This window comes from Parabacteroides sp. HGS0025 (assembly GCF_000969845.1).
Lineage (GTDB): Bacteria > Bacteroidota > Bacteroidia > Bacteroidales > Tannerellaceae > Parabacteroides > Parabacteroides gordonii.
Map to the genome: position 1 here is coordinate 3,518,153 of NZ_KQ033902.1, position 20,971 is coordinate 3,539,123.

At 43.4% G+C, this 20,971-nt stretch carries 13 protein-coding genes; 7 read left to right on the plus strand and 6 right to left on the minus strand.

Features of this window, described 5'->3' with window-relative positions:
- Positions 1-326 precede the first annotated feature (326 nt).
- The 7 genes from HMPREF1212_RS13875 (at position 327) to HMPREF1212_RS13900 (ending at position 10,719) form a co-directional block, all read left to right on the plus strand.
- Complete coding sequence (locus HMPREF1212_RS13875; RefSeq protein WP_232430101.1) at positions 327-3,224, plus strand: SusC/RagA family TonB-linked outer membrane protein; 2,898 nt, start codon at positions 327-329, stop codon at positions 3,222-3,224.
- A 12-nt stretch (positions 3,225-3,236) separates the two neighbouring features.
- On the plus strand, positions 3,237-4,862 hold the full coding sequence (locus HMPREF1212_RS13880) for a RagB/SusD family nutrient uptake outer membrane protein (RefSeq protein WP_046149756.1): 1,626 nt from the start codon (positions 3,237-3,239) through the stop codon (positions 4,860-4,862).
- An 89-nt stretch (positions 4,863-4,951) separates the two neighbouring features.
- A complete protein-coding gene (locus HMPREF1212_RS13885) occupies positions 4,952-6,505 on the plus strand; it encodes an SGNH/GDSL hydrolase family protein (protein ID WP_046149757.1) in 1,554 nt (517 codons plus the stop codon).
- Positions 6,502-6,870, plus strand: coding sequence for an SxtJ family membrane protein (locus HMPREF1212_RS13890; protein WP_046149758.1), 369 nt, complete (start codon positions 6,502-6,504; stop codon positions 6,868-6,870). The genes HMPREF1212_RS13885 and HMPREF1212_RS13890 overlap by 4 nt, the downstream gene beginning before the upstream one ends.
- A 12-nt stretch (positions 6,871-6,882) precedes the next feature.
- Positions 6,883-7,035: a DUF5989 family protein gene (locus HMPREF1212_RS27570; protein WP_087880895.1), complete on the plus strand. Its 153-nt coding sequence runs from the start codon at positions 6,883-6,885 to the stop codon at positions 7,033-7,035.
- 4 nt (positions 7,036-7,039) lie between these two features.
- Entirely contained in the window at positions 7,040-8,869 is a 1,830-nt protein-coding gene (locus HMPREF1212_RS13895; RefSeq protein ID WP_046149759.1) for a carbamoyltransferase family protein, read from the plus strand.
- A complete protein-coding gene (locus HMPREF1212_RS13900; RefSeq protein ID WP_046149760.1) occupies positions 8,866-10,719 on the plus strand; it encodes a glycoside hydrolase family 127 protein in 1,854 nt (617 codons plus the stop codon). Before HMPREF1212_RS13895 ends, HMPREF1212_RS13900 begins: the two co-directional genes overlap by 4 nt.
- 385 nt (positions 10,720-11,104) lie before the next feature.
- Here HMPREF1212_RS13900 and HMPREF1212_RS13905 read toward each other — a convergent pair whose 3' ends face one another.
- Genes HMPREF1212_RS13905 through HMPREF1212_RS13930 form a run of 6 tightly spaced genes read right to left on the minus strand, consistent with a single transcriptional unit; the run spans position 11,105 to position 20,944 of the window.
- Positions 11,105-13,192: a glycoside hydrolase family 127 protein gene (locus tag HMPREF1212_RS13905; RefSeq protein ID WP_046149761.1), complete on the minus strand. Its 2,088-nt coding sequence runs from the start codon at positions 13,190-13,192 to the stop codon at positions 11,105-11,107.
- Between the two features lie 15 nt (positions 13,193-13,207).
- On the minus strand, positions 13,208-14,332 hold the full coding sequence (locus HMPREF1212_RS13910; protein ID WP_087880896.1) for an aldose epimerase family protein: 1,125 nt from the start codon (positions 14,330-14,332) through the stop codon (positions 13,208-13,210).
- A 24-nt stretch (positions 14,333-14,356) separates the two neighbouring features.
- Positions 14,357-16,753 (minus strand): glycoside hydrolase family 127 protein, encoded by a 2,397-nt coding sequence (locus HMPREF1212_RS13915; protein ID WP_046149763.1) that lies wholly within the window; start codon positions 16,751-16,753, stop codon positions 14,357-14,359.
- A 32-nt stretch (positions 16,754-16,785) separates the two neighbouring features.
- Positions 16,786-18,102, minus strand: coding sequence for a sugar porter family MFS transporter (locus HMPREF1212_RS13920; RefSeq protein WP_046149764.1), 1,317 nt, complete (start codon positions 18,100-18,102; stop codon positions 16,786-16,788).
- 20 nt (positions 18,103-18,122) lie between these two features.
- Complete coding sequence (locus HMPREF1212_RS13925) at positions 18,123-20,192, minus strand: pyruvate formate lyase family protein (protein ID WP_046149765.1); 2,070 nt, start codon at positions 20,190-20,192, stop codon at positions 18,123-18,125.
- Positions 20,189-20,944, minus strand: coding sequence for a radical SAM protein (locus HMPREF1212_RS13930; RefSeq protein WP_046149766.1), 756 nt, complete (start codon positions 20,942-20,944; stop codon positions 20,189-20,191). The genes HMPREF1212_RS13925 and HMPREF1212_RS13930 overlap by 4 nt, the downstream gene beginning before the upstream one ends.
- Positions 20,945-20,971: the final 27 nt, after the last annotated feature.

Here is a 20,971-nt window from a genome sequence, read left to right on the forward strand (position 1 = left end):
CGATCATATATAGTTAACGGAATTTTAATAACCTGTTAAAACATTCTGCCTATGGTATAAAAGTAAAAAGTATTTATCCACAAACAGGAAAAGTCATAATACTTAATCTAAAGTAATAGATGACTATCCTTAAATTTCTAATATTAATAAAACACGATCATTGTATGGAACAAATTCGTACAGGGAATACACGATCCCTTTTAAACTCACACAACAAAACAGCTCGAACAACAACGTTAGCTTTAATTGCACCCTTCTTTTTTATCACGGGTGTATTTGCTTCTGAATCTCCGGGTACGATTAATAACGGGGTACAGGAAACAAACATGACACAACAAAAAAATCAGACTATCACCGGTAAAGTTGTCGATAAAAACGGCGAACCGATTATCGGTGCCAACGTCCTGGTAAAAGGAACGACCAACGGAACTGTAACCGATGTCGACGGTAATTACACACTGGATGTTCCAGAAAACGCCGTCCTGCAAATATCATATATCGGTTATTTAACACAGGAACTTCCTGTGTTAAATAAAACAGTGATCACTGTTCGCCTGATAGAAGATACGCAAAGCCTGGATGAAGTGGTAGTAGTCGGTTACGGTACCCAGAAAAAAGGGGAAATTGCCAGTGCCATTTCAAGTGTAAAATCGGATAACTTCGTAAAAATACCTACGACAGATGCCGCTCAATTAATCCGCGGACAGGTAGCAGGTTTAAATGTAGTTACACCAGATGCCAATCCGGTAGGTAAATCTCAAATAACATTACGTGGTGCCGGGACTTTGAAATCTTCTACTACACCTCTTGTCTTGATAGATGGTGTTCCGGGTGATATGGATACAGTATCACCGGATGCAATCGAACAGATCGATATACTGAAAGACGGTTCCGCTGCTGCTATTTACGGAACACGAGGTACCAACGGCGTCATCTTGATTACGACAAAGAATGCCAAAGGCGAAATGCCGACAGAGATAGATGTAAATGCATATCTGGCAACTCAGCAAATAACCCGCCGGTTATCTTTCTTCGATGCAGACGGCTATCGCAACCTGGTTGCTCAAGGCAAACCGGGTGCACAGGATGACGGCGCATCAACAGACTGGCTGGATGAAGTAATGCAAACCCCATTGACACAGATTTATAATATCTCTTTACGCGGTGGCAGTAGAAATACAAATTATGTAGCCAGTTTCGAATACCGTGGTATAGAAGGTATCATGAAACGTACTAAAAATCAGATGTACTATCCCCGTGTAGACATTACACACCGTATGTTTGACAACAAATTGAAAATCACGGCACATTTAAGCGGTTACAAACAGACTTACTTTGCCGGTTCCGATGATGATAATGGCTTTAATAAAGAAGTATACCGCAATGCCATTACATATAATCCGACTACTCCGGTAAAAGATGCGGATGGAAAGTGGTCTGAAAGCCCATCCAAAACCGATTACTTGAATCCTGTAGGATTGATAGAAGAAGTAGAAGGAGAAAACCAAGCTACCAATCTACGTATGCATGCTTCCGCATCATTTACTCCGATAGATGGATTGGAAATAAAGTACCTGGTGTCTTCAAACAACTACAACCAGGTACGTGGTTATTACGAAACAACAGATCATATATCTTCCTATAAAAACGGCAGAACCGGTTTTGCTTCGCGAGGTACCAAACGTAAAGTGGATGATATGTCAGAACTTACAGCATCTTATCGTAAAACGATCAAAGATCACACGTTCAATATATTGGCTGGTTATAGTTGGATGCGTACAAACTATCAATTCTACTGGATGCAGAACTTCAACTTCCCGTCGGATGATTATACCTACAACGGGATGCAAACAGGGCAAGCATTAAAAGATGGGCGTGCTAATGAAAATTCCGAACAGAAAGAAAACAAACTGATCGGATATTTCGGCCGCTTCAATTATAGCTATAAAGGTAAGTATATGCTTGCTGCCAGTATCCGCCATGAAGGTTCTTCTAAATTTGGTGCAAACCATAAATGGGGTAACTTCCCATCCGTATCCGGAGCATGGAGTATCAAAGATGAAGCATTCCTCGAAGACACCAAACTGCTAAGCCAGTTAAAATTACGTGCCGGTTATGGTATCACAGGTACAGAGCCGGATGATCCATACATGTCATTGAACACCCTTGACTTCGGCACATATGTATATTATAACGGCGGTTTCATTAAAACGACCCGTCCGGGATCAAACTCAAACTCAGACCTGAGATGGGAAAAGAAGAAAGAAACGAATGTCGGTTTGGATTTAGGCTTTTTAGAAGATCGTATCACTGCAACAATCGACTTCTATAACCGTAAAACAGAAGACTTACTGTGGGATTACAGTGTTCCTACCCCTCCTTTCTTATATAGTAAAATGACTGCCAACGGTGGTTCTATCCGCAATAGGGGTCTTGAAGTTTCAGTAACGACTATCCCTATTCAAACACAGGACTGGCAATGGATAACCTCTATGAATTATTCTACCAATAAGAGTGAACTATTGTCTTTATCAAGCGACCAATATGTGTCCAATGACTATTCAGACCAGGGAAACCTGCCGGAACCTTTGCAGATGGCAAGCCATCGTATTCAGGTAGGCGAACCCATTGGTAATTTCTACGGCTATAAAAGCATTGATATCGATGAAAACGGACATTGGATTATCGAGGGAGCAGACGGCAACCCCAAACCGATAGAAGACCAGGTTCCTGATGACAAACAGGTTATTGGCAACGGCGTTCCGAAACATTATCTGAACTGGAACAATACCGTACGCTTCAAAAACTTCGATTTGTCTGTTACCATGCGTGGTGCATTCGGATTCGATATATTGAATACTCCCAGAATGCGTTTCGGGGTTCCTGTGATGTTATCCCGTGGTAATGTACTTGAATCCTCTTTTGATAATGTGTATGGAAAGAGACCTTTGGCTGACGATCAGGGCATACAATATGTCAGCTATTATGTAGAAAAAGGTGACTACTGGAAAATAGATAATCTTACTCTGGGTTATACGATCAACTTCAATAAATGGCTGAAGTCGCTGAGAGTTTACGGAACCATTTCCAACCTGGCAACTATCACCGGTTATTCCGGTATCGATCCAGAAGTTGGTATCAGTGGACTAAATCCGGGTGTTGATGACATCAGCCGCTATCCGGCAGCAAGAACTTATACATTAGGAGTCTCTGTTAAATTTTAATCGGAAATAAATATGAAAACATATCTCAAAATAGCTGCACTTGTACTATGTACAGGAGGTTTTATCAGCAGTTGCAGCAATAATCTGGATGAAAAGGTGTATTCATCAGTAACTGAAGAAACCTATAATTACTCGTCGGAAGATTTTCACCCAACTGTAGCCAGTGTATATAGCTACTTCCGTTTTATCGGGCATGATAACTATTGGGCAACCCAGGAGCTGACAGGCGATTGTATCGTAAATCCGCCTAACTCATCCGGTTGGGACGATGGCGGTACTTATCGTATGCTACACTATCATAAATGGACTTCAGAGCAGAACCATGTAAAGGTAATGTGGGAGAAATTTTACCAGGGTGTTATACTATGTAATACAGTGATCGACCAGATTGAAAACGGAGTACTTCCGGCACCGTCAGACAATGAAAAACAGAAAGGACTTGCCGAGTTAAGAGCTGTTAGAGCATATTATAACTGGCTGATCTGTGATAACTTCGGAGAAGCCCCATTACTGAAAGAAAGGACATCCGAACTACCAGAAAAGAGTTCCCGTAAAGACATCTACCAGTTCATTGTGGATGAATTGAAAGAAGTGATCCCCAGTCTGGATGAAGAACAAGGCGGCAATATGTACGGTCGCATGAACAAATGGGCTGGAATGACTCTATTGGCTAATGTTTATCTGAATGCAAAAGTTTATATCGGTGAAGAACACTGGCAGGACTGCCTGGATATTTGCGATCAGATCATTACAACCAGCCCCTGCGGACTGTCAGAAAACTATAATGCATCTTTCCGTGCAACAGGTACTGAAAGTTCCAAAGAGATCCTGTTTACAATTCCGTTCGACAAGACATTGGCTGGTGGACAATCCATACACATGTTCTCCTGGCATGGTGAATTGCAAAAGAAATTCAAACTAGAAGCAACACCATGGGGAAGCGGCTCAGGAATGGCCCTGACACAATTCATCGATACCTATGATGAAGATGACACTCGCCTCACAGATACATGGCTGATGGGTGACCAATATACTCCCGAAGGAGAATTGCTATTATGTACTTACGATATGAAAGGTCAGCCGCTCTCTTATGTCAAAGACGTAAAAGATGGTAACTATACCAATGAAACAGACGGATACCGTATGTTCAAATTTGAAGTTCCAGCAGGAACTACAGGGTCATCGGATACAGACTTCCCATTGCATCGTTATTCAGAAATACTGTTGATGAAAGCTGAATGCCTGTTGCGGTTAGGTAAACCCGGAGCCGGCGACCTGGTCACTCAGGTACGGATGCGTAACTTTAAAGACAATCCGGAAAAAGCAGTCGTTACCGATAACGATCTGAAGGCTAACAGCAGTTACCAGTATGGTACGGTAGTCAACTATGTCAATCAGCACAATGGCGACCAGTCGCCTATCGAATTCGGTCGTCTGTTGGATGAACTAGGCTGGGAGTTTTCATGGGAAATGCATCGCCGCAGAGATTTGATCCGTTTCGGTATCTATACGAAGAAAAGCTGGTTGTCTCATGATGCAACAGGTGAAGGTGATTACCGAACGGTATTCCCTATTCCTGAAGCAGCTTTGACTTCTAATCCGAAATTGACACAAAATCCGGATTATGCATCCAAGTAGTTTAATTCCTGACTACAAGATATATATTTAACAGTAAGGAGGTGTTATTCGAACATCTCCTTACTTAAAACTGATTGTAACAACCAACCATGAAAAGACTGCAAATATATAAGCTAATCGCCATCCTGTTGCCATTCCTTATTTTAGTGGCAATAGAGTTAGGTTTGCGTGCCGGAAATTATGGATATAACACCAAACTATTTACGACCGATGAAGATGCCCGCTTCTGGGTGATGAACCGTGAAGTCTCCCAAAAATACTTTACAGTCAGTCAAAACGCCACAATCGGTAACCAGGAAACATTTTATAAAGTAAAACCTGCCGGAACCCTCCGCTTCTTTATCCTGGGAGCTTCCTCCGCAATCGGTTTCCCTTACATGCACAATGGAGCCTTCCCTAGAATGCTTAAATATAAACTCCAGTTCTTATTTCCGGAAAATAACATTGAGATCATCAATGTATCGCTAACAGCAATCAACACATATACCTTATACGATTTTTCCCGACAGATCGTGAACTATCAGCCTGATGGTATCCTGATCTATGCCGGGCATAACGAATATTACGGAGCATTAGGCGTAGCCTCTTCCAGCCGGATCGGCCGGGATCATCGCCTTATCGAAATCTTGCTTGCTGCCAAAGAACTCAAACTGGTACAGGGACTAACCCGGCTGGCAGAAAAAATACGTCCGGCGAATAAGGTAATAACCAATCAAGACTTGACCTTGATGGAACGGATGGCCGCCCATCAACTGATTCCTTACAATTCGGAAGCATATACTGCCGGAATTAAACAATTCGACAGGAACCTCGGTAAAATACTTCATCTGTTCCATGAACATCATGTACCTGTTTTTATCGGAACCCTTGCCAGCAACCTGAAAGACCAGGTTCCATTAAGCAAGGAGACTACAACTACCTATAATGCTCCGGAAGAATATATACAAGGAGAACAAGCATATACCCAGGAACAATATCCCGAAGCGCTACAACATTACAGGCTATCCAAAGAATATGACCAGCTTCGTTTTCGGGCACCCGAGGCATTCAATAATATCATACAAAAATATGGAGAAGAACTCGACAATGTATATGTTGTCGATGTCTATAAGCGGTTTGCCGACAACTCACCCAACGGCATCATTGGAAAAGAGTTGATGCTCGAGCACGTCCACCCGAACCTTACAGGCCAACGGCTTATTGCCGAAACATTCTATGAGGCTCTCTCCTGCCATTTCTTTGCAGGAAAGGAACTGCAACCAGACAGTTACTCACTTAATCAGACGGTTTATCCGGTTACCCTTTTCGACTCGATCTATGGTGATCTGGTGATAGCACAACTCAAACAGCAATGGCCTTTCAACGAAGCTCCTGCAACACTCAATTATGATAAAAAAAGTATAGAATACCAAACTGCCGAACTATTCTTTTCCCGAAAAATAAACTGGGGACAAGCAATGCTGCGTCTGAACAACCATTATATTTTATCGAAAGACCTTCTCAATGCACTGCGTATTGTCGAACAAATGTGCCTCGAACTACCACATGAAAAAGTATTCCGACAGCAAGCCGGATCACTCTGCATCCAGCTCAAAGAGAAGGAAAAAGCAGCTTATTATTTTAATCAAGCAAAAAAGCCATGACAAACAGAAAGAAAAATATAGAATTCGGCATTGTCCTTTCGCTGGTATTGGTCATTGTATCAGCCTATTGCCAAATTACATCAACCATACCGGTTATAATAGCTTTGGCGATAACCTTGCTGGCCCCGGGAATATATACCCCATTTACCTGGTGCTGGTTCCGATTGGGCGATCTGTTTGGCTTAGTTGTTACACACTGCATTCTTTTCCTTTTGTTTTTTGGGGTAATAACACCGATCGGAATACTTCGACGCCTGATGAAAAAAGACCCCTTCCATCTGAGACAATTCGGCAAGGGTTCCGATAGCACATTCATCAAACAGGAAAAGAAGTTCAATATTCAGGATTTAGATAAACAATATTAATAAAGTAAAGCTATGGTCGACTTCATAAAAGAATTCTTCAGCTTCCTGATTACCCGGAAAAAATATTGGTTGATACCGATAGTTATCATCCTTTTATTACTTTCATTGCTCATTGTTATCTCGCAAGGGACTGCCTTGGCACCGTTCATTTACTCTATCTTTTAGTACGATGACCGTTATACTTGGCATATCCGCATTTTACCACGACAGCGCTGCCGTCTTACTAATAGACGGAAAGCTGGTTGCCGCTGCACAGGAAGAACGTTTCACTCGGCAAAAACATGATGCCTCCTTTCCCCGCCATGCAATCGGATATGTATTGCAGGAAGCCGGTATAAAAGGAGAAAAAGTTACCCATGTCGCTTTCTATGAGAAACCTTTTATTAAGTTTGAACGCCTCTTGGAAACCTATCATGTATTTGCTCCAAAAGGTTTTAGAAGCTTTGTCAAAGCAATACCTCTCTGGATAAAAGAAAAGCTATATATAAAGAAGTCACTGCGTGAGAACCTACAGCAATGGGGCATTCGTGCCGCTATCTTTTTCCCGGAACATCATTTGTCGCATGCAGCCAGTGCCTTCTACCCTTCCCCTTACCGGGAAGCGGCGATACTGACGGTAGATGGAGTAGGCGAATGGGCAACGACAACCATCAGTAAAGGATATGGAAACACAATTACGCAACTTCGGGAACTGCAATTTCCACATTCATTGGGTCTGCTATATTCTGCTTTTACCTATTACTGCGGCTTCAAGGTCAATAGTGGAGAATATAAGCTGATGGGATTAGCCCCTTATGGTAATAATTCACCAATGGCTCAGGAGTATATCAGTAAGATAAAAACACATCTAATCGATATACGTGATGATGGTTCTTTCTTGCTCAATATGAACTATTTCAACTACACGACAGGGCTGACAATGACTAATTCCTCTGCCTGGCAGCGACTCTTCGGTATCCCTCCGCGTCAGCCAGAATGTGAGATATCGCAACCTTACATCGATATGGCGTATGCAATCCAGTTTGTAACCGAAGAAGTTATGTTAAAACTGATAGTCACGGCACATACCATAACCGGGGCAGATCATCTGGTGTTGGCAGGTGGTGTCGCCCTGAACTGTGTTGCCAATGGCAAAATAAGGAAAAACAATATCTTCAAAGATATATGGATCCAACCGGCTGCAGGAGATGCAGGAGGAGCCATTGGGGCAGCCTTTGCCGTCTGGCATATTGTACTGGGAAAAGGACGTGCGGAGATAAAGACTGATCTTATGTCCGGCACCTATCTCGGCCCGGCTTTCACTGATAATGATGCAGAAAACCTTATCCGTAAAACCGGAGCAGACGCCAAATATCTACCACAGGAAGACTTATATCAGCAGACAGCCAGCTTATTAAGTAACGGGGCTATCGTCGGTTGGTTCCAAGGGCGTATGGAGTTTGGCCCCAGGGCACTAGGCAACCGTTCTATCCTGGCTGATCCCCGTAATACAGATATGCAACGTAAACTGAATCTTGAAATTAAGAACAGAGAAAGTTTCCGTCCCTTTGCGCCCAGCGTATTAGAGGAAGACAACAGGAAATATTTTGAGACAGATGCTCTCTCCCCTTATATGCTGATCGTGGATCAAGTCAACCCCAACCAGCTCACGCCCCTTCCAAAGACATATAATAATATGCCGTATATGGAAAAACTATATACCGTACGGTCGTCCTTACAGGCAATTACCCACGTCGATTTCTCGGCAAGGGTTCAAACAGTATCAGAGCAAACCAATCCGGTATATTACAAGCTATTGCAAGCATTCAAACAAAAAACAGGTTGTAGCATATTGGTTAATACCAGCTTCAATGTAAGAGGTGAGCCTATTGTCTGTACCCCTGAGGATGCCTATCGATGTTTCATTAATACCGGGATGGACTATCTCGTTATCGGCAACTATCTATTTAAAAAAAAGAATAACAGAAATAATATCCAACTTCAAATTAAAAAAACATGAAACAGTACTTATTACTACCGCTCGCCTGCTTCGCCCTATGCGGATGCCAGGAGCAACCAGCTAAAGAAACACCTTTCAAGATGATTGAACAGGTTGATTTCTCCCATGTAAAGATAACTGATAATTTCTGGTCGCCACGCCTCAAAAGCCATGTAACGACAACTCTTCCCGTCTGCATCGATCAGATCGAGAATCAGACAGGCCGTATCCGAAACTTTGAAAATGCAGCCAAAGGGGAAGGTGAACATTCCGGTATCTTCTTCGACGACTCCGATGTGTATAAAGCTCTTGAAGGAATGGCTTACAGCCTCATCAACAATCCTGATCCGGAACTTGAAAAGAAAGCGGATGAATGGATTGATAAATTCGCCGCTGCCCAGCAACCAGACGGTTATATCAATACGTTCTATACATTGACCGGGCTCGATAAACGCTGGCATAATATGGATAAACACGAAATGTATTGTGCCGGTCATATGATCGAGGCTGGTGTTGCCTACTATCAGGCAACCGGAAAACGTAAGCTACTGGATGTCTGCATCCGTATGGCTGACCACATGATGAGCCTCTTCGGCCCTGATAAACGCCATTGGGTGCCCAGGCATGAAGAAATAGAGTTAGCCCTCGTCAAATTGTATCAGGTAACCAACGAAAATAAATACCTCGACTTTGCTAACTGGCTGATTGAAGAACGTGGACACGGACACGGAACAATGGGTGGCGAAGGTAACTGGGATCCATTCTATTACCAGGATGAAAAGCCCGTACGTGAAATGACGGATATCGCTGGTCATGCCGTACGCTGCATGTACCTGTATTGCGGAATGGCGGATGTAGCTGCTTTAAAGAAAGACACAGGTTATGTGGAAGCATTAAACCGTCTGTGGGACGATGTCGTTTACCGCAATATGTATATCACAGGCGGCATCGGTTCTTCCCGTCATAACGAAGGCTTCACTGAAGATTATGATCTCCCGAACCTGGATGCTTATTGCGAAACATGTGCCTCTGTCGGTATGGTTTTCTGGAACCAGCGGATGAATCAGTTTACAGGAGATGCCAAATATATTAATGTGCTGGAACGTTCGATGTATAACGGAGCCCTTGCCGGTACTTCCCTGGCTGGTGATCGTTTCTTCTATGTAAATCCGCTCGAATCGAAAGGTGACCACCATCGCCAGGCCTGGTACGGTTGTGCTTGCTGTCCGAGCCAGATTTCGCGTTTCCTGCCTTCTATCGGTAATTATATTTATGGGACATCCCATGATGCTATCTGGATCAACCTTTATATAGGAAATAAAGCAGCGTTTAAAGTGGATGGAAAAGAGATCGAATTACATCAGGAAACAAATTATCCGTGGGATGGCGCTGTAAAACTGACCATATCAACTTCCTCTCCGGTACAAAAGGAAATGCGCCTTCGCATACCGGACTGGTGTAAACAATATACCCTTTCAGTGAATGGAACAGAAACAAAAGCTCCTATAGAAAAAGGATATGCAGTGCTTAACGGTAATTGGAAAGAAGGAGATATAATTGTCCTGAATATGGCAATGCCTGTTGAAATTGTAGCTGCTGATCCAAGAGTAAAGGGAAATATAGGAAAACGAGCTATTCAACGTGGCCCACTGGTATATTGTATGGAAGAAACAGATAATGCCAAAGACTTTGACAAGTCAGCCATATCCCCGGCAACTTCTTTCAACAATCGTTTCGACGTTTCCTTATTAAATGGAGTTGTTACCATCCAGGCCAATAACGGAGATCAGAAATTATCACTTATCCCCTATTATTCGTGGGATAATCGCGAAGCCGGAAAAATGAAAGTCTGGATAGATTATAAGGAATAAGACAAACGAACCATCACCCCTTCACCTTTCACTCATTCAAAGATCTTTTGATTTTTAAAGCATTCATATGAAGGCAAGAGTGAAAGGTGAAGTAAAAAAAAAGATATGACTTTTGATTTTAAAAGTCCTGTCTTTTGAATACAAAAGTCTAGTCTTAACATATCAAAAGACAGGACCTTTTTCGATGCCTACCCGCTAGCCTTCCGATAACTATCGGTTGACACACATAATGCATTCAGGAGAGACGTGTCAGCATAACCTACTAGCATCCAGGTATTAATAAGACTTGACAGATGAAAGCAAAATAATAACTACAAAAAATGGGGCTATCCCATTCCTGAGATAGTCCCATTTTTTAATCGACCGGAAACCAGGAAATCTTTTCCTATTTAACCGGTATCCAAACCTTATACGGGTTTCCTTCCGTACGGTTTCCTACGGCATAATATGGGATAGCTGATACAACGACTTCCTGTGCTTTCGCATTCAATGCTTTTCCTTTTACTACATTCACTCCGTTAAGAAGGCCCGGATTGTAATCCATCGACATCGGAACATTTGTTTCCAGTTTAAGATCGGACAAATCATTATTATCGCAACCTTCCAGGCAATAGACAATCGGGCCGGCAGCAATGGCAGCCATACCTTTCAGATTATCTACCGCTTCATTTGCTTTGATAACACGAGGTTGCATCGGCAAAGACAGTTCGACCTTATCCCCTTTCGCCCATTTACGGTTAATGGCGACATAACCATTCTGAGGATCGACAGTAACAAGCTCACCGTTCACTTTCAACTCTATAGACTGCTTCAGGTTAGAAGAATACAAACCATACGGGTTTTCTATTCCCCTCGCCCATCCCGGAATACGGACATTCAATGTAAAGGTCGACTCTTTTTCCGGATTGACAGATAAGGCGATCGCACCGTCCCACGGATAATTGGTTTCCTGCTTTAGCTGGACATTTGTCTTTCCGGCTTTTATCCGGGTTTCGCTACCGATAAAGAGATTGATATAGATCTCATTTCCTTTATGGGAGTAAATGAAACCAGGTAAGGCCGATACGATCTTCAGGAACATCGGCGGACAACAAGGGCAGTCATGCCATTCCCAACGCCCGTGCTTTTCTGCATTCAACGGATTTTGATAAGTATAGTTTACACCCGAAAGTGAAATACCTGTCAGCACATTATTATACATGACACGTTCCAGTTCATCCATATATTTGGCATCCCCCGTCAACTCGTTCATACGCTGGCTGAAGAAGCCGGCACCTACAGCTGCACAGGTTTCCAGGTAAGCGTCCGTTGGAAGGTAGTAATCTTCACCGAACTTTTCATCGAAATGAACAGCACCTACTCCACCGGTCACGAACATACGGCGCCCAACCATATTATCCCAAAGACGTTGAACAGTATTGATATATTCAGGAGATTGATTTTCGAGGGCGGCCGTAGCAATACCCGTTGCCAGTAGAGTAGCACGGACAGCATGGCCTTCGATCGTTTGCTGCTGGAAAACAGGAATGGAGTCTTGCGCATAATCACCCCAGGTAGGACGAAGGTGCGTACCGTATTCCGGGTTATTATATTTTGCATCCCTGATCCACTGTTCGGCAACCGGATTACTCCAGGTTCCCCATAAAGGATAGCCACAATGATGACCTCTGTTTTCAATCCAGAATTTAGCTAATTCATAGTAGTTGTCTTCTTTGACAGGAACATTGATCTTAGCTTTCAGCTCCGGATTGCTTTTATATAACCAATATAATTTAACCAGTGGTTCTTCCGGGCCGGAATGGGCAGGTACTACGTTTTTCTTGGGCTCCGGCCCCATTGTATCATACATCATGTTTGCAAATCGGGTGGCGACTTCCAGTAACTTTGTTTTCCCGGTTGCATTATAATAATGTATACCGGCCTCTACCAACATACCGGCATTATAAACATCGTGCTGCCAGCGTAACATACCACCGTTTTCTCCCCAGCGATGATCTGATTCCATCAACTGGGTATAGGTGTTGATATAACCGTCTGTTTCCGAAGCTTGTGCGCTTGCGATACGGTCGATATAACCATCCAGGCGTTTCTCCATTCCGGCATCGGGATTAGAGGAGATAAAGTCGGATATACCGCGTATCGTTTCGTACACCAGGCCGTCGAACCAGGGAGCACCGGCATGTTCGTTGATGTCTCTTTTACCCTGGGCTACCAGGTCGAAATTACGGAAGGTGTCGTGTAGTTTACATTCCTTGGCATCATGGATATGTTTACCTTCGAATTTGTCGAGGACATCATTGGCTGTTACCTGCCGCCATTGTTCAAACTTTGGACGCCAGAAAGCATCCTGTACTTTTACTTCGTTCACTTTCTGGAATTCTATATTCCGGCTCTCGTTATCCACCTTGTTTTCGGGTGAACATCCGGCACCAAACAAAGCCAGTGCCGGAAGAAGTAATGTATGTATTTTCATCCGTTTGCTTATTAATTATTTAACATCAAATTTATATACGCAGATATGTTTGTATTGTTCACCCGGCATCAGTACAGTCGATGGGAATGACGGTTGATTAGGACTATCGGGGAAATGTTGTGTTTCCAAGGCTAATGAAGCACGATGATTATAATGTTGGCCTTGTTTGCCGACCATCGAACCGTCGAAGAAGTTACCACCATAAAATTGTATGCCCGGTTCGGTTGTCCATACCTCCATGTATCTACCTGAAGCCGGCTCATAAACAGTGGCTGCCAATTCCAGTTCGTTAGCCGTCTTACGGTTCAGTACCCAGTTGTGATCGTAGCCATGACCGTAGGCCAATTGCTGGTAATCGTCGTTCACTCTTTTGCCGATAGGTGTTGCTTTGCGGAAGTCCATCGGAGTATTGTCCACACTAGCCAGTTCGCCTGTGGGGATCAGCACTTTATCGACGGGAGTAAATTTGTCTGCACAGAGCATCAATTCATGATCATTGATCGTTCCGTTCCCCGCACCATGCAGGTTAAAGAAAGAATGGTGAGTCAGATTGATGATTGTCTTCTTATCTGTAGTTGCTTCGTGGCTGATGATGAATTCATTCTTATCTGTCAGCTGATAAGTCATCTTTACGGTCAGATTACCGGGATAACCTTCTTCACCGTCTTTCGACAGGTAAGTAAATATCAAGGTTTGTCCGTCTACCTGCTTAGTGTCCCAGACAACCATATCGAAACCCATTGTTCCGCCGTGCAGGCTGTTCGGGGTATCATTGATCGGCAACTGGTATTGTTTACCGTCCATTGTAAATTTACCTTCTGCAATACGGTTGCCGTAACGTCCGATAGTTGCACCCAGGAACCGTTCACCTTTGAAATGGATATAGGCATCAACATTATCATGTCCCAGTACAATGTCGGTGAACTCGCCGTTTTTATCGGGAGCCCATATCTCGACTACTCTTGCCCCGAAGTTGGTAACGGCTATCTCAACGCCATTTTTATTACCCAGATAGTATAAATCTGTTTGTTTTCCGTCTACAGTTGTTTGAAAATCGGCTCTGTTCAGGCCGGAATGACGGGCTTGTCCATCTTGCATGTTTATCATAAATAAAAGAATTAAGAATAATGTTTGTTTCATTTGAATAGGTATTTAATCGTTATTTTATTGCCGTATCTTACACCCGAATATACCTCCGGCAATATTTCCCGGGAGGGCACGGAGTTTAACAGTGACCTTCTCCTTCCCTTTTGTCAGAGTGGCAGGGATAGGATAAGGATGGTCAATAAACAGATCGAACGTCTCTGTACGAAGACTGTGTTCAGCAATGCGGGTATCGTCTACAAAGATTTCGAACTGACGGTTTCCACCATCGGTACTGTGATATGTAAGAACCAGTTCCATCGGCTTATCGGAGATTACTTTCATGTCGTATGAGAACCAACCGTCCTCGGCATCGCGCCATCCGCCGGATTTATCGGCACGGGTGTTCTCTCCCTTCAGGTTATGGGCTTTTTCCGACTCCTCGTTGCCGATCAAAACTTCGTCCACTATCCGCAATTCCTCATGTAGGTTGGAAATAATCTTTTCTCCACTTCTCGGAAGCCAGACTTTCATCTCGCCTGCTCCACGATAGGCACGGGCATAATAAGGGATGAAAGTTATGCGGGCTTCTTCTTTCCTGACATCCTTTGCATCTGCGGAGACAGTATATTTCTTTCCGGTAGCTTCGATCGTGTAAATACCGTTTACCAGATCAGGGCGACTCTTTACTTCATAAAAAGTATTTTCAGGTAAAGAAAGGTTACGGACTTCACCGTTGTTATCGGCAAATTCAGCACAATATACTAGCGGGCCACGTTCTATGGCAACCAAGCCATTGTTTGCCTTAACGGCTTCATGGGTAATCACCTGTCTGGGTTCCATCGGGAAAGAGATTGTTATTTTATCACCTTTCTTCCACTTATTTTTGATTACGGCATATCCTTTCTCTTTCTGATAGTTGCAAGGAATGCCGTTCAGAAGGATTTGAGTCTGTCCTTTCTGTTTCCCGACAAAACTGTATAAATCTGAGGGGACTACACTTCCTTCCGCCCAACCTGGAATACGGATCTTCAGGTTGAAGTCGCTTGTTTCAACAGGGTCTACAATAATATCGACATTGCCACTCCACGGATAATTGGTCTGTTGTTCCAACAAAACCTTATGTCTGTTAAACTGTACCTCGCTGGAACTTCCTACAAAGAGATTGGCATAAATAGACTGGTTGTCAACCGCATAAATATATCCTGGTACGGCCGGAATGAAACGTGACAGGTTGGTCGGGCAACAAGAACAATCAAACCATAAACTACGTTCCTGTCCATTCTTATTTGTCTCAAGCACATTCGGATAAAAAAACTTATCTCCGCTGATGGAGATACCGCTTAACACGGTATTATACAGCGAACGCTCCAGTACGTCGATATATTTTGAATCTCCATGTAGCTTAAACATACGCAGGTTGAACATACAGTTTGCAATAGAAGCACAAGTCTCGCAATAAGCAGTAGCGTTCGGTAGTTCATAATTCTTGCCGAAGGCTTCATTATTGGCAGTCGAACCGAGTCCACCGGTAATATACATCTTCTTGCTGACAATGTTATCCCAGATGGTATCGATAGCATTCAGATAAGCTTTATCCTGCATGTGCAAAGCAATATCAGCCATTCCCGAATACAGATAGAGGGCACGGACAGCATGGCCTACTGCTTCTTTCTGTTCAGTGACAGGCAGATGATCCTGCCAATACATTCCGTTCTTACGTATATCCTGCGATGTTTTATCAAAAAACTTATGTCCCCGGCTTTCAAGGAAATAACGGGATTGCTTCAGGTATTTCTCATCGCCGGTAGCTTCGTAGAGCCTAACTAAAGCCATTTCGATCACTTCATGTCCCGGTGCAATCTTCAGCCCTCCTTCCCGGAAGACACTACAAACGAGGTCGGCATTTTTTATCGCAACATCTAGCAGAGAGCGTTTGCCGGTTGCATAATAGTAAGCGATAGCAGCCTCGTAAAGTTCTCCGGCATTAAATGTCTCATGGCTCAGATCCCAGTCCTGTACCCACCTTTCCTTTCCTACCCAGGGATGCAACGGATTATTGATCGTATGGTTGGTAAAGAGATATCCGTCAGGTTCTTGTGCGGAAGCAATAATTGCGATCACACTATCCAGATAAGCCTCCAGTTGCGGATTTTTCTTAACGGTCAACAAATATGAGGCGCCTTCGGAGATCTTATAGACCTCAGCATCATCGAATGGGAAGAAAGATTGGTATTTGCCTTGCTTCAAACCGCCTGCAATAGCGAAGTTATCGATATAACCAGCCTTTTCACTTCGTTTGAATGCGTACGGGATCGTTACCGTCCGTATCGTATCGATACGGGGTGCCCAGAAATTATCCGTACAGTGCACAGATGTAAAAGGGACTTCATGTATCTTACTTTTCCCCTCATTATTCGCTTTCCCCTGAAAAACACAGAGTAAAGCGATTAGGGCGAGAGATATTGTCTTTTTCATGATATATTAATATTAATGTGAATATTTATCGATTAAGTTAGTTCCTTTTGTATTTGCTCCAGCGACTTGTTCTTAGTCTCCGGTAGTTTCAGCGCGAAGAAGAAACTGAACAACATGGCCACAGCAAAAAAACCGAAGATATACGTACCACCTGTCACCAGGAATACCGGGAACATCCAGGATAAGATCGCATTCCATACCCAATGCGTCATACTTCCAAACACCTGTCCTTTCGAACGAACCGCCGTAGGGAATACTTCCGAGATCAACACCCAAATAACTGCTCCCAACGAAACGGCAAAGAAAGCAATAAATCCCATTAGGCAAATGAGCATATAGTATCCGGAGAAGTCATTCGTATAAAAGCCATAAGATACGGAAGCCAGCGAAATGACCATACCCAGAGAGCCGACATACAATAAATTCTTCCGTCCAACCTTATCGATCAACACCATACCGATCATCGTGAACGTCAGGTTGGTAAGTCCGATAATGATTGACTGCATCATGGCTGAGTCATGGAATACTCCGGAAAGTTCAAAGATACGGGGAGCGTAATACAAAATTGAGTTGATACCCGATAACTGGTTGAATGTGGCTATAAAGAAAGCATACAGGAGAGGTTTCAGGTATTTACGTTGGAAAAGCCCCTCGTTACTGCCAGTATCGCTAGAGAGAGACGCTTCTATCTCTGCAAGTTCTTTGTCTACATCCGTCTCACCGATCTTTATCAACGACTGGCGTGCTTGTTCATCCCGATGCTTCTTTACCAGCCAGCGAGGACTTTCCGGAACAGTATTCAACAGTATACCGAACAAGAGTGCCGGAATAGCCAGTACACCCAACATCCACTGCCAGTCGTTCGGTATACCGCTTATACAGTAATTGGACAAGTAAGCAATAACAATACCGAACACAATATTAAACTGGAAAAAGGCAACAAAGCGTCCCCGCCAATGGGATGGGGATACTTCAGCAATATACATCGGCCCCACTACGGAAGAAGCTCCGACAGCCAAACCTCCAATAAAACGGAAGAACAGGAACGAATACCAGTTCACGATCAGGGCACTTCCCAAGGCAGATATCAGATACAAATAAGCCACAGTCTTCAAAGACTTCAACCGTCCGTATTTCTCTACCGGCCGGCTGCAAACCAAAGCACCTACGATAGTACCGAACAAAGCGATGGCAATCGTAAATCCATGACTAAAATCAGATAACCCGTAGATCTGCTGAATCGCCTTCTCAGCTCCGGAAATAACTGCCGTATCAAAACCGAACAGTAATCCTCCTAAGGAAGCAACGAAAGCAATGTAAAACATAAAACCTTTCACTGATGATTTCATAATAAGTATAAGTTAGTTGTTTATATACCAAATTCTATTCTGTTAATCACATGATCCTGGTAGCATTCTTCCAGCTCAACGAAGTAGCCGCTCCATCCCCATACACGAACGATCAGGTTCCTGTAATTCTCGGGATGTTTCTTTGCATCCAGTAATTTCTCCTTACAGACCGTATTCAGTTGTAGCTGATGGCCGCCTAAAGTAATAAAAGTTCTGACAAGCATACCCAGTTTGGCTACGCTTTCTTCATTACGAAAGACAGACTGATCGAACTCCAATGTCAGCGGGCCGCCATTAATTGTATTCTTCAAATCCGGTTTTGTAAACGACTTGATGACAGACATCGGGCCTTTCTGTTTGATAAACAGGCTTGGAGAATAGTTAGCCGGGATTTTTTCTTCCGCTTTACGGCCATCAGGAGTCGCACCCAATTCGGTTGCATGGAAGATATAATACATTGCCGTTCCGGTTCCGGCCCGGTAGATACCGCCTCTTTCATTCACCCTTTTATCCAGTGCCTTATCGAACGAATTCAACAGGTCTTTGGCTATCAGGTCTACATAATCGTCGTCCTGTCCCATCTTCGGGGCTTCATTACGAAGTTTCTGTTGCAACTCCGGTTCTTGTGAGAAGTTATCCTTCAGTGCATTTATCCAAGTATCGAAGTCGATACAATGTTCTTCAAAATAATACTTCTTAATCGCAGCCAATGAGTCGACAGCCGTTGCAAGGCCTGTCCCGTGAATTCCGTAATTATTATATTTATTTCCTTCGGAGATGTCACGGGCACGTTCGATAGTTCCATCCATCAGCAATGACATCATCGGGGCAGGGATCAGATAGATGTTCCGCTCTTTCTCACAGATACGATCCAGCCGGCGGTTCATTTCCTGCTCTACATACGCATAAAATGTCTGGTAGTCCGGACAATCTTTTAGTTTTCCCATACATTCCTTCACACAATCAATCAGGGAGAGAGCATCTATATTCGGGATATCCATCGCTACACCGGGGATAATAAATTCCCAACAGGCTGCAACAACATAATTTACTGCATCTTCCTTCGCATAGCCTTTACGTACCAGACCAGGAATAACGACATCATCATTGCTGTATTGGGGAAAGCCCAGGCCTATCTTTGTCAATTGAGAACCCAATTCATAGATTTCGGCAGGTGTATCTTTATCGACACGGATATTGATTTTCGGATCGATCAGTTCCAGCTCATAGCTTACCTGCAAACACATGCGGGAAAGGTCGTTGAACAGATATTCGCCGGAAAGGCTCCGTCCGCCCAGAACCAGGCTCTGTCCGTTATCACCCTGCTGCATACCAGGGTACAGGTCGCTATCTTTATTACAAGCCAGGAAGAACTCTTCCAGAAGGTCGAAGACTTCTTCTTTAGTCAATACGCCATTTTCAATATCCTGAATATAATAAGGATACATATATTGGTCGAAACGCCCCAGTGTATTATGATAATTTCCCGACTCCCAGATAGAGAAATGAAGTATTCTCAATAGCTGAAGGGCTTCCCGGAAACTTTGGGCTCCTCTTGTCCGGATAGCTGACAGAGTTTCCGCTATTTCTGTTTCACCTACCGACAGGGCATAGTTTGCATACCGTTCTATAAACGACTGTAAAGAGATGATACAACTATAAGTAGCGTTCAGGAACTCTTTCTGTGTATCTGTCAATGACTCATCTTTCAGGCGATCCTGTATCTCTTGCTTACGGGCTTCCAGGCCATGACGAATTGTATAGGCATAATCGGGAGAGATATTACATACGGTTCCCCGCTCATGGATATAATGATTCTGTTTGATCGCTTCCCACTCCGCCGGAGTATATATATCCGGTATTTCCGTAATAGTACGTGTAAAGACGATTCTTTCGCCTTCCAGAATAACCGGTTCTTCTTTTGCCAACAATTCCGACAAGCATTCAGAAGCCCTGGTTACCGGAGATATATTCTCCTTTTCAAAACGGACACACAGGTCGTTTATGCCCAGCTCCTGCGGAGTCCTGCGATATTGGTGATGCCTTTTATCCAGGATATATGTACGCAGTTTACTAATTCTATTATTCATAATACCAATGTTTTAATATTGTTTTCTTCAAATATGTTATAAATACGTGGGGATATTTCCGGATCGAATGGTGGTTCATATACCTTACCGATCATCGGATATTTGGCTCCCGCTATTTTGTTATAGCGAAGCAACTCTATCCTGACTAATGAATCCACCCCTTTTATGACACCCAATATAGCCCCCATGTTCTCCTCTGTATCGTTTACTCCGGGGATCAATGGAACCCGGATGATAAATTTATTACCGGATAAGCATAATGTTTTCAGATTTTCCTGTATCAATCGGTTATCTACACCTGTATATTTCTTATGCTGCACAGGATCCATATGTTTTATATCGAACAGAACCAGATCCAATAAAGGCAGTATCTCTTTAAAAACAGAAGCTGGGGCATATCCACTGGTTTCAATCGCAGTGTGGATATCCGGTTTTATCCTGCGTAACAGTTTCAGGACAAAATCGGCCTGGAACAGAGGTTCTCCCCCGGTCAGGGTAACACCGCCATTATTCAGTTTATAGATATCTTTGTTCTTTAATGTAAGATCAGCCAATTCGTCTACCGTCATTTTGTAACCGCATAATGCCCGCTCTCCTTTTTTATCCATATACTGAGGTTCGGGAGAAATTCCTTCCGGGTTATGACACCACGCACAACGCAAAGGACATCCCTTCAGGAATAGGGTAGTCCGAATGCCGGGGCCGTCGTTTACCGCAAATTCCTCAATACTGAAAATTGTACCTTGTTGCATAATACTATCTTCTTACAAAGAATATTC